The sequence below is a fragment of the Mycobacterium avium subsp. avium genome (genome assembly GCF_009741445.1).
Classification (GTDB): domain Bacteria; phylum Actinomycetota; class Actinomycetes; order Mycobacteriales; family Mycobacteriaceae; genus Mycobacterium; species Mycobacterium avium.
This window is the reverse complement of the sequence record NZ_CP046507.1, coordinates 3,408,989-3,423,146: the sequence shown is the minus strand read 5'-3', so window position 1 is coordinate 3,423,146 and position 14,158 is coordinate 3,408,989. Positions and strand designations below refer to the sequence as shown.

At 67.3% G+C, this 14,158-nt stretch carries 16 protein-coding genes, 1 tRNA gene and 1 pseudogene; 16 read left to right on the top strand and 2 right to left on the bottom strand.

From position 1 onward, the window contains the following. Positions 1-15: 15 nt before the first annotated feature. The 5 genes from MAA44156_RS15785 (at position 16) to MAA44156_RS15765 (ending at position 4,243) form a co-directional block, all read left to right on the top strand. Entirely contained in the window at positions 16-669 is a 654-nt protein-coding gene (locus MAA44156_RS15785) for a GNAT family N-acetyltransferase (protein WP_009975246.1), read from the top strand. Between the two features lie 205 nt (positions 670-874). Next, positions 875-1,921: a divisome protein SepX/GlpR gene (gene sepX / locus MAA44156_RS15780; RefSeq protein ID WP_050427660.1), complete on the top strand. Its 1,047-nt coding sequence runs from the start codon at positions 875-877 to the stop codon at positions 1,919-1,921. Positions 1,922-1,973: 52 nt separating this feature from the next. Next, positions 1,974-2,046: transfer RNA gene (locus MAA44156_RS15775), tRNA-Ala, on the top strand. Positions 2,047-2,497: 451 nt separating this feature from the next. Continuing rightward, entirely contained in the window at positions 2,498-3,583 is a 1,086-nt protein-coding gene (locus MAA44156_RS23600) for a hypothetical protein (protein WP_023880280.1), read from the top strand. Positions 3,584-3,595: 12 nt separating this feature from the next. Next, positions 3,596-4,243 (top strand): hypothetical protein, encoded by a 648-nt coding sequence (locus MAA44156_RS15765; protein ID WP_128971828.1) that lies wholly within the window; start codon positions 3,596-3,598, stop codon positions 4,241-4,243. 191 nt (positions 4,244-4,434) lie between these two features. On the opposite strand, the pseudogene MAA44156_RS15760 reads toward MAA44156_RS15765, so the two are convergent. Continuing rightward, a pseudogene (locus MAA44156_RS15760) lies at positions 4,435-4,692 on the bottom strand (putative alpha/beta hydrolase); the annotation flags it as partial. A gap of 127 nt (positions 4,693-4,819) precedes the next feature. On the opposite strand from MAA44156_RS15760, the gene MAA44156_RS23330 reads away from it, so the two are divergent. From MAA44156_RS23330 to MAA44156_RS15745, 4 genes are all read left to right on the top strand, one after another. Next, on the top strand, positions 4,820-4,966 hold the full coding sequence (locus tag MAA44156_RS23330; RefSeq protein ID WP_003872798.1) for a hypothetical protein: 147 nt from the start codon (positions 4,820-4,822) through the stop codon (positions 4,964-4,966). A gap of 151 nt (positions 4,967-5,117) precedes the next feature. Next, positions 5,118-5,450, top strand: coding sequence for a hypothetical protein (locus tag MAA44156_RS15755; RefSeq protein WP_023861826.1), 333 nt, complete (start codon positions 5,118-5,120; stop codon positions 5,448-5,450). 106 nt (positions 5,451-5,556) lie between these two features. Continuing rightward, positions 5,557-6,210: a TetR/AcrR family transcriptional regulator gene (locus MAA44156_RS15750; RefSeq protein ID WP_009975253.1), complete on the top strand. Its 654-nt coding sequence runs from the start codon at positions 5,557-5,559 to the stop codon at positions 6,208-6,210. Then, a complete protein-coding gene (locus MAA44156_RS15745; RefSeq protein WP_009975255.1) occupies positions 6,207-6,701 on the top strand; it encodes a hotdog fold domain-containing protein in 495 nt (164 codons plus the stop codon). The genes MAA44156_RS15750 and MAA44156_RS15745 overlap by 4 nt, the downstream gene beginning before the upstream one ends. An 8-nt stretch (positions 6,702-6,709) precedes the next feature. Here the strand turns inward: MAA44156_RS15745 and MAA44156_RS15740 are convergent, their stop codons facing one another. Then, positions 6,710-7,315 (bottom strand): TetR/AcrR family transcriptional regulator, encoded by a 606-nt coding sequence (locus MAA44156_RS15740; protein ID WP_029248395.1) that lies wholly within the window; start codon positions 7,313-7,315, stop codon positions 6,710-6,712. Positions 7,316-7,407: 92 nt separating this feature from the next. Between MAA44156_RS15740 and MAA44156_RS15735 the strand changes: the two genes are divergently transcribed. From MAA44156_RS15735 to MAA44156_RS15705, 7 genes are all read left to right on the top strand, one after another. Beyond that, positions 7,408-8,577 carry an aromatic ring-hydroxylating oxygenase subunit alpha gene (locus MAA44156_RS15735; protein ID WP_009975257.1) on the top strand — a complete coding sequence of 390 codons (1,170 nt, stop codon included), beginning with the start codon at positions 7,408-7,410 and terminating at the stop codon, positions 8,575-8,577. A gap of 69 nt (positions 8,578-8,646) precedes the next feature. Continuing rightward, positions 8,647-9,780, top strand: coding sequence for a M42 family metallopeptidase (locus MAA44156_RS15730; RefSeq protein WP_009975258.1), 1,134 nt, complete (start codon positions 8,647-8,649; stop codon positions 9,778-9,780). A 136-nt stretch (positions 9,781-9,916) separates the two neighbouring features. Beyond that, complete coding sequence (locus tag MAA44156_RS15725) at positions 9,917-10,933, top strand: GHMP family kinase ATP-binding protein (RefSeq protein ID WP_003877509.1); 1,017 nt, start codon at positions 9,917-9,919, stop codon at positions 10,931-10,933. Continuing rightward, a complete protein-coding gene (locus MAA44156_RS15720; protein WP_011723954.1) occupies positions 10,921-11,538 on the top strand; it encodes a D-sedoheptulose-7-phosphate isomerase in 618 nt (205 codons plus the stop codon). The genes MAA44156_RS15725 and MAA44156_RS15720 overlap by 13 nt, the downstream gene beginning before the upstream one ends. Positions 11,539-11,546: 8 nt before the next feature. Further along, on the top strand, positions 11,547-12,113 hold the full coding sequence (locus MAA44156_RS15715; RefSeq protein WP_009975260.1) for a D-glycero-alpha-D-manno-heptose-1,7-bisphosphate 7-phosphatase: 567 nt from the start codon (positions 11,547-11,549) through the stop codon (positions 12,111-12,113). A gap of 208 nt (positions 12,114-12,321) precedes the next feature. After that, positions 12,322-13,272: an acetyltransferase Pat gene (locus MAA44156_RS15710; RefSeq protein ID WP_085978452.1), complete on the top strand. Its 951-nt coding sequence runs from the start codon at positions 12,322-12,324 to the stop codon at positions 13,270-13,272. Positions 13,273-13,450: 178 nt separating this feature from the next. After that, positions 13,451-14,140 carry a DUF5642 family protein gene (locus tag MAA44156_RS15705; protein ID WP_009975262.1) on the top strand — a complete coding sequence of 230 codons (690 nt, stop codon included), beginning with the start codon at positions 13,451-13,453 and terminating at the stop codon, positions 14,138-14,140. The last annotated feature ends 18 nt before the right edge of the window (positions 14,141-14,158 follow it).

Below are 14,158 nucleotides of genomic sequence, written 5' to 3'. Positions count from 1 at the left end.
ACGACTGCACACATCGTGAACCTGTTGCGCAACAATTCCCGTCATCCCGGTTGGCCGATGAGTGTCGGCCCGCTGCGGGTGCCGGCCGGGGTGGTCCGGTTGCGGGCGGTCCGGCTGCGCGACGGCGCGCAGTGGAGCCGGATCCGGCTGGCCGATCGGGCGCATCTGGAACCGTGGGAGCCCAGCGCTGAGGGCGATTGGACGACCCGGCACGCGGTGGCCGCCTGGCCGGCGCTGTGCTCGGGCCTGCGCGCCGAGGCGCGCCAGGGCCGGATGCTGCCCTACGTCATCGAGCTCGACGGGCGCTTCTGCGGCCAGCTGACCATCGGCAACGTCACTCACGGGGCGTTGCGGTCGGCGTGGATCGGCTACTGGGTACCGCGCTCGGCCACCGGCGGCGGGGTGGCCACCGCAGCCCTGGCGCTGGGTCTCGACCACTGCTTCGGCCCGGTCATGTTGCATCGGGTGGAGGCCACCGTGCGTCCGGAGAACGCCGCGAGCCGGGCCGTGCTGGCGAAAGTCGGGTTCCGCCAGGAGGGCCTATTGCAGCGCTACCTCGAGGTCGACAAGGCCTGGCGGGACCATCTGTTGATGGCGATCACGGTCGAGGAGGTCAGCGGATCGGTGGCGTCGACGCTGGTCCGCGCCGGTAACGCGAGCTGGGTGTGACGGCCGGGGCCTAGTAGGGCGGCGTTACGGCGACGCGCCGGTGGCGGCCGAAACGTTGCCCATCTGGGACTAGCGCGACACGAGTGACTAGTGGTGCTTGTGAGAGGCAAATTACAGGTGTGTAATTGTCCTGGTCATCACGACCCGGCCGCGTTGGCCACCGATGGGCTTCGCGGGGGATGGGAACCGAAGAGAGCAGGTCATCATGCCAAGCATCCCGCAGTCGTTGTTGTGGATATCGCTCGTGGTGCTGTGGCTGTTCGTCTTGGTGCCGATGCTGGTCAGCAAACGCGACGCGGTGCGCCGCACCAGCGATGTGGCGCTGGCGACCCGAGTCCTCAACGGCGGGGCCAACTCTCGGCTGGTCAAGCGCGGCGGGCCGGCCGCCGGGCACCGCAGCGATCCCCACTGGACGCGACCGGAAGACTCCGACGCCGACCTCGACGAGGAGCACGACGTCGCCGCGGACGAGCCCGGTGACCAGGACGACGACGCCGACACCGACGAGCTGAGCCGCCGGCGGCCGGTGGTCATGAGGATGGCCACCGCCGAACCCGCCGAGCCCGACTATCTGGACGTCGACGTGGTCGAGGATTCCGCCGCACTTCCGGTGGGCGCCAGCGGTTCCGCGGCCGAGAACAACGACGAGCAGCCGGCCGAGGACGACGACGTCGACACCGAGGCGGTTGCCAAGGGCGGCGACGAGCAGGACAGCTATGAGTACGTCGACGACTCGTCCGGCCTGGAGGAGCCTGCCGCCGAGGGCGACGAGGCCGACGAGGAGGCGCCGGCGCCGATGCCGCGCAACGCCTCGCGGCGGCGCCGGTTCGACACCAAGACCGCCGCCGCGGTCAGCGCCCGTAAATACGCCTTCCGCAAGCGGGTGCTGATGGCGATGGCGGTCGTGTTGGTCGGCTCGGCCACCGCGGCGTTCAAGATCTCGCCGACGGCGTGGTGGGTCTGCGGCGCCGCGACCACCGTGACCCTGCTCTACCTGGGCTATCTGCGCCGCCAGACGCGCATCGAGGAGAAGGTGCGCCGGCGCCGCATGCAGCGGATGGCGCGGGCGCGGCTCGGCGTCGAGAATGCCTATGCCCGTGAGTACGACGTGGTGCCGTCGCGGCTGCGGCGCCCGGGCGCGGTGGTGCTCGAGATCGACGACGAGGACCCGATCTTCGAGCACCTGGAGTACGCGATGCCGATGCGGACGTTCGGTTGGCCCAGGGACTTGCCGCGCGCCGTCGGCGAATAGTGCTCGCGGTTTCGGCAGTTGCTGCCGCGGCTGGTAGCCTGCTTAGCGATCAGGGGCTATGGCGCAGTTGGTAGCGCGACTCGTTCGCATCGAGTAGGTCAGGGGTTCGAATCCCCTTAGCTCCACAGAGTCATCAGCGGCGCGCAGGTGTAACCCATGGCGCGACTCACCCGTTGCGGTGACTGCTCCGCCGCTTGTGGCCCGACGCGTTCTCGGCAGCAACGTGGCTAGTGACTGGCAGGCGTGAAACATCGAACCTACAGTTGCGATCGTGCAGCACATATTGCGTGTTGATGGCGCCGGTCTTCATGCTGTGGCTGCCCGGTGGGATGCTGCGGCGGGCGATCTTCTCAGTGAGACGGCGGCTCCGCCGACGCCAGGGTTGTCGTGGCAGCCCAGCTTGTCTGCCGTCAGCGCCGCCCACGGAGCTGTCGCCTCGTTCAGAGCCAAGTTGGCCATGCGCATTGGGACTCGCGCGACTAGTCTGGCCGAAGCAGATCGTCGGTATGCCTCCAACGAAGGCGCGTCGGCCGCCGAATTCGCTGCGGTCGCCGCGCCGGTAACCACCGTGTAGCAATGGCGGGCGTCGCAGGGGTGCCCGGGTTATCCGCGCTATTGGCCTGGCCGACCGACCACCTTACCGAGGCAGCAGATTACTGGGAGACCGTAAGCGAGCGCACGTTCGGGATCGCGCACCAGGTGTGGCGCGACGCGCTGTCAGCCGATTGGCGCGGCGCCGCCGCTGAAACGCTGCGCAGCGCGACGCACGCCGACATGACGAGCACCAGCGCGGTCGCTGACCAGCTGCGAGCGGCAGCCAGTGTGGCGCGTGGCGGGGCCTCGGATCTCTCTGCGGCCCGCTCCCGCGTGCGCTACGCCGTCGAAGATGCGCACAGCGCGGGATTCGATGTGGGCGAAGATCTCTCGATTAGGGATCGCACGGTTGGTGGCTCAACCGCGCAGCGGGCGGCTCGGCAAGCTCAGGCCCGGGCCTTAGCCGGCGATATCCGCCAACGTGCGGCGCAACTCGTCAGTCTGGACCAAGAAGTCGCCGGCAAAATCACCGCCGCGGTCGCCGGTGTTCGCGATACCTTCCCGCACGATCCGACCGCCAATAGGCCGTCCACGGATGGTCACGTGCGCGGCGTCGACAACCACACGTTCAAAGACGCTCCATCGTCAGGCATGTCACGCGAGCAAGCCAAAGCTGGTCTCAAAGATGTCAACAAAAGGATATGGGAGCACAACCATATCGATAAGCCGGTCATTGAGCAGCTTCCGCCCAATGACCCACGAAGGGCCGATTTTCACGTTGAGACCGAACAGCTTAACGCCGAAAAACAGCAGTATCTTGATGTTCTATTCCATCAGCATCCGCCCGAGAGTGTCGTTGGCCCGCACGGCGAGCAATTGCCGGGTGTCCCATCCGGAGAGAGCGCAATCGGACCCGCCGAATCCGGTAAGGGCTGGCAGTTTTCATTGCCACCTGGTCACGCGCGGATTGACCCACGTGTGACGACAATCCGCGTTATGGAACCGACGGCCCAATATCCAGATGGTTATGTAGTGTACATGAATGGCATGGGCCAAACGGTAAATCCTTTTACCGGGCGAACGATACCTCCGTCGGATGACTATGCGCACATACCGTTGCCGGAGTAATGAGAGGTGGTCATGAATTTTTACCCGGTTAGCGAGCTTTATGAGTTCACGCCGGACGTGGAATCGAAGTCGTCCTCGCACCGCAACCCACTGACCATTACCGGCGCGCTAAACGATGCCGAGTTCATCGACATGCGCCTGTCGCCGCAACGGTCTCGCGTCGGCATCCTCTGTGACATTCAATGGTGTTGTGGTTTCGAAGGCTCGAATACTGCACTCGTTGTCGTAACCGGTGTCGGCAACGTTGTTTGGTCGAACGACGACGCAGCGCGCCAGCTGCCCTGGCATGCGCGGTACGCCAATTGGGAGCCCAAAGGATCCGCGGGCGCAGGACCGCCGTTTCCGCTGTGGAATAGCAGCGACGAGGACATGCGGGCCCTTGACGCGTCAGACAGCTCGCGGCAGGGAAAAGGACTCAACTCGTCGGCGAGTTCGGCAGGTCTGAACCCCAGTGGGTTAGCAGAATATATTCTGAAATTTGGTCGTTTGTCGGTGTCTGGCCTGGGCGCCAGTATTTATATTGGGCATATTGAGGGGATAGACGGCGCGCCGCCTGATATGGGCGAGTTATCCGACGCTGAGATAATTGCCGGATTTCCTCAGTGGTCGTCGATAATGGAAGTGCGCGAGTATTACTCTTACGTGCCGAGTGCTGAATAGGGAATGGCGAGTAGCGCAAAAATTCAGGGCTACTATGGTCTACCGTCCGAGAATTCGTAGTCGGCGATGTCCCTACCGGGCGTCAAATCATGTGCGGCGCAATTAAAGTCGTCGGGCGCAGTACCAGCAAGCCGAGCTAGCTAGAACTCGCCACGATCACCCATGACGTCCCTTACCCGCGGGCCGCGCAGTGGGCCGTGACCGATGGTGACCGGGGGTAGTCCTGGAATCCTGACTTGCACGCCGCCCAGGGAATGGCGGTGTTCGGCGGCCATGCCGTCGGCTTGGAGTTGGTCGCCGTGACCGGAGACGATGTCGGCCATGCCATACAGGGCTTCGCTGCCGCGGTGGTAGGAGTAGGAGTGGTCGTGCGGGTTGATGCCATCGGACCCGGGCACTTCGGCGCGGAAGCGGACAGATCCGAATCCGTCGACGGCGGGGTCACCGCCGCCCAGGCCGAGTTGGGCTGGAAAATGCTCTCCGCCCTGGTGGTCTCTAGACTGGCGACTGTCGATGATTCCGAAATCGTGCAGATGATTGCCGAACATGCAGCTCTAAGCGGGCCGGAGGATGGCGATGGCGACCCGGGACGATAACCCCCAAAAGGTGGAGCAGCGGAGCCTCGCGGTGCGAAAGGCTGCCGCCAAGGCGGCCGTCGCGGCCAGCGAAAAGACCGGGCGTCCGGTGGATCCACGGGTAAAGAAGCTCGCCGAAAATCGCTGACCCACGTGATTTGGGCGGCCAGGTCCCGCTTGGCCGGCAGGCAGTAGCGGTAGTTGCGGATAAGAGGTTCGAATCCCCTGAGCTCCAACGCGTTTGGGCCCAGTCAGGCGTCAGTCGCGAGGCCCGCTCGCCGCGATGAGACCATAGCCGGATGACCACCCACACCTGCACGGGTTGCGGACTCGAAACCCGCTACTCGTATGGGCGAACCTGCCTGGGATGCGGCCAACAGACCCGCCGCCCATACGGCAGCTGGCCGGACCGTCATCCACGGGCCGCGGTAGCATTCGCGGCGCCGGCGAGGATCGTCTACCTGGGCGAGCGGAATCCGACGGCCGCGATGGCGTTGGGGGTGCCGGGCACGCTCATCGCGTTGGCCGCGGTCGCGGCATACCCGTTCGTATTCGTGCCCGCGCTGATTCTGCTGAGCGTGGCCTTGTTGGCGTCAGCCCGCTACCTGGAAACCCACAGCTCGTCGAAGTAGATCGCACGAGCCGACCAGCTTTCCCGACAACCAGCCCCGGCCGGACCGCGACACCAATATTTCAGAGCATATGCTCTGTTATCCTGTCGAAGTGCCCCGCCCCCGAGTGCTGGATTTCGACCACCTGATGGATGTGGCCGAGCAACTCGCCGCGGAATCCGGGCCGCCGGCGGTCACCATTCGTGCCCTCTCGGAGGCGACGGCCATCTCCAACGGCGCGATCTACCATGCGTTCGGGTCTCGCGGCGGACTGCTTGGTCACGTGTGGCTACGCGCTGGAAAGCGTTACCTGAGCTTCCAGCGAGCCGCCGTGGCAAAGGCGCTGTCGCGCGGCGTTTCTGGCGAGGCAGCGGTCGATGCGGTGGTCGCCGCCGCGGAGTGTCCCGCGACGTTCTCGCACGAGCACCCGGCCTCCGCCCGGTTCCTGCTCCGCGTGCGCCGCGACGAACTCCTCGGCGCCGCCGACGTCCCGGCCGAGCTGGCCGACGAGTTGCGCCGACTCGACGACGACCTCGCGCACCTATTTATCGAACTGGCCGAAAAGGTCTGGGGCAGAAGGGATCAACAGGCGGTGGGGGCCATTCGCACCTGCGTTGTCGAGTTGCCCACCGCCCTGCTGATCGATGCCGACGCCCTGCGCGACGCGGCGGCGCTGCAACGACTCGCCGCGGCGGTACGCGCGGTGCTGGCCCTCACACCACCCACCACGTCCCCGAAACCGAAACCGCGCCCGACTCAAACGAAAGGGGCACCCCGATGACGTCCAAGACCGGCTCAGCGCCGATCAGCACCAACCTCAAGATCTGGAACATGCTGCAGCGCTTGCCGTTTGGCAATCGAATCTTCAGTCAGGCGGTATGCTTCAAGGCGCCCTACTTCAGCACGGTCCATCCGGTCATCGTCGAACTGCGGCCGGGACTCTGCCGCGCCAAGGCCCCCAACCGGCGGGGTGTGCACAACCACCTCGGCTCGTTTCATGCCATCGCATCGTGCAACATGGCCGAACTCGTCGCCGGCGTGATGACGGAGGTGACCGTGCTGCCCACCCACCGCTGGATCCCCGCCGGCATGACCGTCGAATACAAGGCCCAAGCCCGCACCGCGGTGACCGCGACCGCACGCCTGGACGCCATCCCCGAGTTCACCGACGAGCCATTCGAATTGGTCGTGCCCGTCGACGTGTCGGACGCCGAGGGCAATGTCTTCGTCACCGCCCGCATCACCATGCACGTGTCACCGCGACCGCGCTGACGAAAAGCTCACCGACTGATTGCGTGCGCGCGCACTGAGGGCGCGACCCAGTCCCGCAGGAACCGTCGCAGCTCCGCGCCGGTGCGCGGCGGGCGCCCCGGATCGACGATCAGTGACTGCAGTGTGCGCAGCATGACCTCGACCAGTTCGTCGAGCCCGGCGTCGGCGAATCCTGCTGCGCCCCAATCGACTTCAAATCGCTGCAAGATCGACCTGCCGAACGAGATGGCGATGTCGGAGGTGACCCCGGCGGTGAAAGCGCTGGCCTTGCCGGGCTGGAACACCAGGCTCAGGTACCTGTCGTGCGCGAGCTGCTCGAAGGTGTAGGCGATGCCCTCCACCACCGCCTCGGTGGGATCGGTGATCGAACCCAGGTGGGCCGCAAGGCGATCCAGAAACCCCTCCACCGCGGACAGCGCCGTCGCACCCAGCAGCGCCTCGTGGGTGGGGAAGTACCGGTAGATCGTCTGCCGCGTCACGCCCAGCGTCGACGCCACCTGCGAGACGCTCACCGTGCCGCGTTCGTCGATGGCGCGTCGCGTCGCGGTCAGGATGCGCGCAACCGCCTCCTCGTCGTCGGCCGGGATGTCACCCGACCAGCCGTGCCGGCGCATGGCGTGATCGTCGCACACACCGGGCCGGGGCCTTGACAATACAAACGGTGGTGATTGTATGGTCCGGGAGGTCGACGGCGAAGGAGAAGCGAGTGGCCCCCATCAACAGCCCGGTGAGCGGCACCGACGAGGCGTTGACGCGGCGGGGGCTGCGTCACGCCCTGGACAAGACGACCGACCTGGCCGAGCGGGAACTGCGGGTGCCGCTGCACTACTACCGCGACCCCAAGATCACCGAGATCGAGGAGGGGCAGATCCTGCGTCGGGTCCCGCTGGCCATCGTCCCGTCGGCGCAGCTACCGAACACCAACGACTACATGGTGCGCTCGGTGCTGGGCGATTCCCTGCTGGTGACCCGCGACCGTTCCGGGGCCAGTCACGTCCTGCTCAACTACTGCCGGCACCGGGGCGCGATGCCGGCCTGCGGCTCGGGCAACGCCGCCCGGTTCGTGTGCCCGTACCACGCCTGGACGTACAAGAACACCGGCGAACTGTTCTCGGTGCCCGGCAAGGCCGGCTTCGACTCGATGAACACCAAGGACTACGGCCTGGTGGAGCTGCCCTCCGAGGAGCGGCACGGCTTCATCTGGGCGGTGCTGACCGCCGACGCGACCATCGACCTCGACGCGCACCTGGGCGACTTCGGAGCCGAACTGGCGCTGTGGAATTACTCCTCCTACGGCTATCACACCCAGCGCGAATTCACCTCCGAGGTGTCCTGGAAGGGCGCCCTGGAGGCATTCGCCGAGGGCTACCACTTCCCGTACGTCCACGGGCAGAGCCTGATCGGGCAGAACACCCTGGCCAACACCATGGTCTACGACGAGTTCGGCAAGCATCACCGGATCGGCTTCCCGTTCACCTGGATCACCAACGCCGCCACCGACCCTGCGGCGTCGCTGGAACCGCTGGCCAACATGGGCGTGATCTATTGGGTGTATCCGAACCTCATCCTGGCCAACAGCCCGGTCGGGGTGGAGATCATCGACATGCTGCCCGCCGGTGCGCCGACCCGCTGCACGGTGCGGCACAGCTGGATGGCCCGCGTCCCCGCCGCCGACGACGAGATGCGCGCGGCCTACGACGCGGTCTTCGAAGGCGTGCACGCCGCGGTGCGCGACGAGGACTTCGCCATGCTGCCCCAGTGCGGCGAGGGCGTCCGGCACGGCCAGCACGACCACATGATCATCGGGCGCAACGAAATCGCCGTCCAGCACATGATCAGGGTGTTCGCCCACGAGCTGGGGGTGGCACTGGCCTGAGTCGAGGCGGTTGGAGTGGCCGCAGGCCGGCGCGGGTACAGATGCTCTGAACCTGATCGAGAGGATCCGATGGCGCACCGCGACCGCGACTCGACCGACGAGCTGCTGCAAGAACTGTTGTGGACCTACGGGCCGTGCGGGCAGGAGGACGCGGTGCGCGCCGTCATCGCCCGCGAATTGGAACCCATCGTCGACGACCTGTGGACCGACGACGCCGGCAACCTGATCGGCTACATCGCCGCCGACGCATCGCGCGGCGATGCCGGGGCGCCCGACCACCGGCACCGGACCGCGGCGATCCCCGGCACCGCCACCCGGGTCATGGCCCACATGGACGAGCTGTCCATGATCGTCAAACGGGTAGAACCCGATGGCACACTGCATTTGACGCAGCTGGGCACCATGTACCCGGGCAACTTCGGGCTGGGTCCGGTCGCCGTGCTCGGCGACAACGAAACCCTCACCGCGGTACTGACTCTCGGCTCCGAACACACCACCAAGGAAAGCTCACGAATCTGGGAGACCAAGCCCGATCAGGGCGACCGATCGCTGGACTGGCATCACGTCTACGTCTTCACCGGCCGCAGCACCGACGAATTGGCCGCCGCGGGAGTGCACGCCGGCACCCGGGTGTGCGTGGACCGCAGCAAGAGATCGGTGGTCGAGATCGGCGACTACGTCGGCGCCTACTTCCTCGATGACCGCGCCGCAGTGACCGCGCTGCTCAACGCCGCCCGGATGCTGCGCGAACGCGGACAACGCCCCGCCGACGACGTGTACCTGGTGTTCACCACCAACGAAGAGATCGGCGGGGTGGGCGGCGCCTACGCCAGCGCCACCCTGCCCGGCGACCTGACCCTCGCGCTGGAAGTCGGCCCCACCGAACGCGAATACACCACCAGCGTCGGCGGCGGCCCGATCGTCGGTTACAGCGACGCGCTGTGCGTCTACGACAAAAGCGTCGCCGACCGGCTGCTGAAAATCGCCACCGACCGCGGACTGTCGCCGCAGCCGGCGGCGCTGGGCGCCTTCGAATCCGACGCGTCGCACGCCAAGGCAAGCGGGCTCACCGCCCGCGCCGGCCTGCTGTGCCTGCCCACGCTGAGCACCCACGGCTACGAGGTGGTCGCGCGCAGCGCGATCGACGACATGGCCGCCATCGTGGTCGATTTCGTGCTGCAGCCGGGCCGGCCGAACGGCTGACGCGGAGTCGGCCAAAACACCTCAACCCCGCTGGTCACCCTGTTAGTCTGGCGACGCTTCCGGACGCAGAACGATGGGGTTGGCATGTGGCACACGTGGGCTCGCGGCTGAGCGAATCACTCGAAAGACAATCCCCATGACACGCCCACGAATTCGGGCACGAGCGCCGCTGCGGATCTCGTTCGCCGGGGGCGGCACCGACGTCCCGCCGTTCCCGACGACCGAGGGCGGCTGCGTGCTGTCGGCGACCATCGACCGCTACGCGCAGGGATCGCTGGCGCCGCGCACCGACCGCCGGGTCTCCATCGAGTCGGTGGACTTCAAGACCACGCACGAGATGACGCTCGACAGCGAGATCCTCTACGACGGCAGCCTGGACCTGATCAAGGCCGCGGTGCGCAGGTTCGGCCGCGACGGCACGGACGGCTACGACCTGGTGCTGCGATCCAGCGCGCCGCCCGGCTCGGGGCTGGGCTCGTCGTCGACCATGATGGTCGCGCTCACCGGCCTGCTCGCCGAGCACTACCGGGTGCCGATGGGCGAATACGAGACCGCCCAGTTGGCGTGCGCGATCGAACGCGAGGACCTCGGCATCGCCGGCGGCATGCAGGACATGTACGCCGCGACGTTCGGCGGGTTCAACTTCATCGAGTTCACCGACCGGGTGATCGTCAATCCGCTGCGGATCCGTGACGAGACCGCCTTCGAACTCGAGCTCAGCCTGCTGCTGTGCTACACCGGCATCACCCGCGACTCCGCGCGCGTGATCGAGGACCAAACCCGCCGCGCCACAACGGGTTCGGACGACACGCTGGCCGGGCTGCGGGCACAGAAGGAGTTGGCGGTCGCGATGAAGGCGGCCCTGCTGACCGGCAAGCTGAACGACTTCGGTGCGCTGCTGGGCGAAGCGTGGACCGAGAAGAAACGAATGTCGCCCTACATCACCAATGAGCGCATCGACGACCTCTACGAGCTGGCCCTGAAAAACGGTGCGCTGGGCGGCAAGCTGACCGGCGCCGGCGGCGGGGGATACATCCTGCTGTTCTGTGACTTCGCCAAAAAGCACCGGCTCATCGAGGCGCTGGAAGGAGCCGGGGCCGCCGTCACCGAATTCGCCTTCGAGAGCAAGGGATTGACGACATGGCAGGCATGACGGGGCCCGATGTGGTGCCGCCGAGCGTGGAGTTGGTGCAGCGGCGACTGGCCGAGACCATCGCGGTCAAGCAGCAGATGCAGAACGGCGTCGTCGCCGCCCAGGCCGTCGAGGTGGCGCGCGCGATGATCGACTGCCTGCGGGCCGGCGGAAAGGTGATCCTGTTCGGCAATGGCGGATCCGCGCAGGACGCCGGACATCTGGCCGCAGAACTCATGGGCCGCTTCGCTTTCGACCGCCCGGGCCTGGCGGCCATCAGCCTTCCCGACGCCACCGCGGCGATCACCGCGATCGGTAACGACTACTCCTACGACGAGGTGTTCGCCCGCCAGGTGCTGGCCGCCGGGCGGGCCGGGGACGTGGTGGTCGGACTGACCACATCGGGCAACTCCGCCAACGTCGTTCGCGCGCTCGAGGCCGCCCGCCAGGCCGGGATGACGACCGTCACCCTCACCGGTGCGGGCGGCGGCAAGGTGGCCGACGTCGCGCAGATCTGCATCCGAATCCCCAGCGACGACACCGGCCGGATCCAGGAAGCGAGCCTGCACCTGGGGCATTCGATTTGCGAAATGGTCGAAGCGGCACTGTTTCCCCGGCCGTCCTGACCGCGACGATGCCCGCACCCGAGCTGCGCGACGTCCGCACGGTTTTCCTGGACCGCGACGGCACCGTCAACGTCAAGGCCGCCGAGGGCGAGTACATCAGGTCCCCGGCCGAGCTGGTGCTGTTGCCCGGTGCGGCCCGGGCGCTAGCCGCGCTGAACGCCGCGGGCCTGCGGACCGTGCTGGTCACCAATCAGCGCTGGCTCTCCGAGCCGACGGCGGCGCCGGCCGATTTCGCCGCCGTACACGACCGGCTGATACGACTGCTCGCCGACCGGGGCGCGCGCGTCGATGCCGCTTACCACTGCCCGCACCCCGCGAACAGCTGCGACTGCCGCAAACCCGGCCCCGGCATGCTGTTGCGCGCGGCGGCCGAGCACGACGTGGATTTGGCCGCTTCCGTCATGATCGGCGACAGCGACGTCGACATGGTGGCGGGCCGCGCGGCCGGAACGAAGACCATTCTGATCCGCCCCGGCGCTCGGCAGGCCGTCGCAGAGGCCGATTTCGTGGTCGACGACCTGGCCGCGGCCGTCGAACTCATCCTGAATGCCGGAAAAACCCCGCCTGCCGGGTGATCGGCGCTGCCTGCTTGCCGCGGTCGTGACCTGCTCATAACCTTGGCAACATCCGAGCGCGTCGGGGAGCGTGGGGCCTGGCGCAACCGACAAACGGCGGGCAGGTCATGGCATCACCGCGACAGGCAGACCGGTGCCGTGCTGCCGCGGGCGGCGGTCCCTGACGGTGGCCGGACTGACCGGCGCCCGGGCCGACGAGCTGGCGACGATGGACATCTTCGCGGGATGTCCCGCCGAAGATCTCGCCCCGTTGGCGCGCCGGCTGCGGCCGTTGCGCGCCCCGGCCGGCCAGGTGCTGATGCGCCAGGGGGAGCAGGCTGTCGAGTTCCTGCTGATCTCCTCGGGCAGCGCCGAGGTCAAACACGTCGGCGACGACGGCGTGGTGATCACCGAGCACACGTCCCCCGGCATGATCGTCGGCGAAATCGCCCTGCTGCGCGACATTCCGCGCACCGCCACGGTGACCACCGCCCAACCGCTGACCGGCTGGACCGGCGACACCGAGGCCTTCGCCAGCATGGTGCACATCCCCGGCGTCATGCCGCGGCTGCTGCGCACCGTGCGGCAGCGCCTGGCGGCGTTCATCACGCCGATCCCGATCCAGGTCCGCGACGGCACGCACCTGCTGCTGCGCCCGGTGCTGCCCGGCGACAGCGAGCGCACCGTGCACGGCCACATCCACTTCTCCAGCGACACGCTGTACCGGCGGTTCATGAGCCCGCGGCTGCCCACCCCGGCGTTGATGCACTACCTGTCGGAGGTCGACTACGTCGATCACTTCGTGTGGGTGGTCACCGACGGCGCCGACCCGGTGGCCGATGCTCGCTTCGTGCGCGACGAGAACGATCCGACCGTCGCCGAGATCGCCTTCACCGTCGCCGACGCCTACCAGGGCCGCGGCATCGGCACCTTCTTGATCAGCGCCCTGTCGATCGCCGCCGAGGTCGACGGCATCGAAAGGTTCTCCGCGCGAATGCTTTCCGATAATGTGCCGATGCGCGCGATCATGGACCGCTACGGCGCAGTGTGGCAGCGCGAGGACATCGGCGTCATCACCACCGTCATCGATGTGCCGCACCGGCGCGACCTGCCGTTCCGCAAGCACGAGGCCGACGAGATCCGGCGGGTCGCGCGGCAGGTGATCGAGACCGTCGGCTGAGCCGCCGGCGTGGTGCGCGAGCACGCCCTGTCTGCCGACCATGAGGTGACGTTCGAATCCGCTAGCGCCTGCGGTAGCGCGTTCGAAAGTGACGTCGTGCTTGCACTCGGGTGACGGCAGGCCCAGACTTTGGCGTGGCAGGGCTGGATATGGCGGCGTCCTGTGCTATCAACTCCTGATGCGGCCGTTCGGGATTGGCCCGGCGGTGACCACCGTGCTCACGCTGATGGTCGCCGGGTGCGCTCACCCGCCCGCGCCCAAACCGCCGGCCGCACCGGCACAATCGCCGCCGAGCAACACGGCCGCCGTCAACCCCGCCAACATCAAGCGGGTGGTCCGCGACCTGCCGCCGGGCTACGAGGTGACGACGGGAATTCCCGTCGCCGCCGCACCGAAGGTGATCTGGGGCCTGGCCGCCGACGCGCGGGCCAAGCCGCCCCGATGCGCCGTCCTGGCCGACCCCGGCAACGGACGCGACCAGTCGGCGCAGGGCGTGTCGGGGTCGGGCAGCGGCGGGATCGTCGACGCGGTGGTGGTGGCTTTGCCGGAGCCCGTGGACTTTCCGCGGGATCTGCTCGGCGCGTGCCAGCAGTGGTCCGAGACCGCCGGGCACACCACCGTCCGCGTCCGCCTCACCGACGGCCCACACATCGACGGCGTCGAAACCCTGGGCATGGTGGCCGACATCACCTCATCGGTCGAATCGGGCACCGAAATCGATTCGCGCAGCTACACATTCATCGCCTATCTGGGCGACTACTACGCCTTCACCACCCTGACCACCGATCCCGGCGCGGCGGTTCCGGTGCTGCCACCGCAGTTCGCCGCGGATCTGCTCGCCAAAACGGTGTCCACGTTGCGCAGCTGAGCCACCCGCTTGGGTAGA